A 1,005-nucleotide genomic window follows, 5' to 3' on the forward strand; every position below is an offset into this window, starting at 1 on the left:
CCGGTGCTCTACGTTTTGATTTGGTGTTATTGCCACGGCGCACATTGGTGGGCATAGGCTTACCTTTCGGTTTGCGACGATGAACCTGCGAGACAAACCCGTTTTCCTCCATGAAGTCCTCGTTCTGCTTGGATCTATAAGCGCTATCCGCCCAGACCTGCGAGCCGGTATTGGCTTTATCCAACAAGCCCTGACGTAATTGCCTGCCATCATGGCTGGCCGCATCAGTGACCAGCCACTTGCGAATGAAACGGTAGCCTTTGTCGATGCTGGTGTGTGCTTTGTAACCGAAGTGGGGAATAGCAATGTCCAGATGTTTGCTGCCATCCTTGCGTTGACGGGCTTTGCCAAACTGTACCGTCCAGCGTGCATGAGTATCTTTCTGGCGCAGTTTAGCTTTGTTTTTCCGCCAATCCTTGGGAATACGGCCTTGCTTGAGCGCGTTGCGTTCATCTTCGGTGTTACGCTGTTTGGGAGCGGCAATAAGAGAGGCATCGACCAGTTGCCCGGGCATGGCGATGTAGCCAGCCTCCCGCAGCGTTTTGTCAAATCGGCAAAACAGGTCTTCAATCGCACCAGCCTTGGTTAGCTTCTCGTGAAACAACCAGATTGTCTTGGCATCAGGCACCTTACCTGTAAGCCCCAGGCCAAGGAAGCGCATGAACGACAGCCGGTCATTGATCAGAAACTCGGTGCGCTCGTCACTCAAATTGTTCTGTGCTTGGATGATGAGGATCTTGAACATGAGCACAGCATCAAAAGGCGGGCGGCCACCCTTGGCGCGATCGCCATAAGCCAACGTTTTCTCCAAGTCGCTGCGGAAGACCTCAAAATCGACTGTCTTATCGTAGGCTTCTAGTTGGTCGCCAATATCACTGAGCCGCTGCAAGCGGTCTTCAACATCAAATAGCCCTGGTGCCCGATACATGATTGCCTCCCCAGCCGACAGCACAATTGAATCAGAACACACTCGAAAACGCTTGTGGTTAATAGAGGCCCTCAGCT

1 protein-coding gene is annotated in these 1,005 nt (G+C 52.6%); it reads right to left on the reverse strand.

All coding sequences use genetic code 11. The features are described from left to right. On the reverse strand, nt 1–928 hold a 928-nt coding region (locus BMZ51_RS23740), incomplete at its 3' end, for an IS5 family transposase (protein ID WP_074882442.1). Nucleotides 929–1,005 lie beyond the last annotated feature (77 nt).

The organism is Pseudovibrio axinellae (assembly GCF_900110875.1).
GTDB lineage: Bacteria > Pseudomonadota > Alphaproteobacteria > Rhizobiales > Stappiaceae > Pseudovibrio > Pseudovibrio axinellae.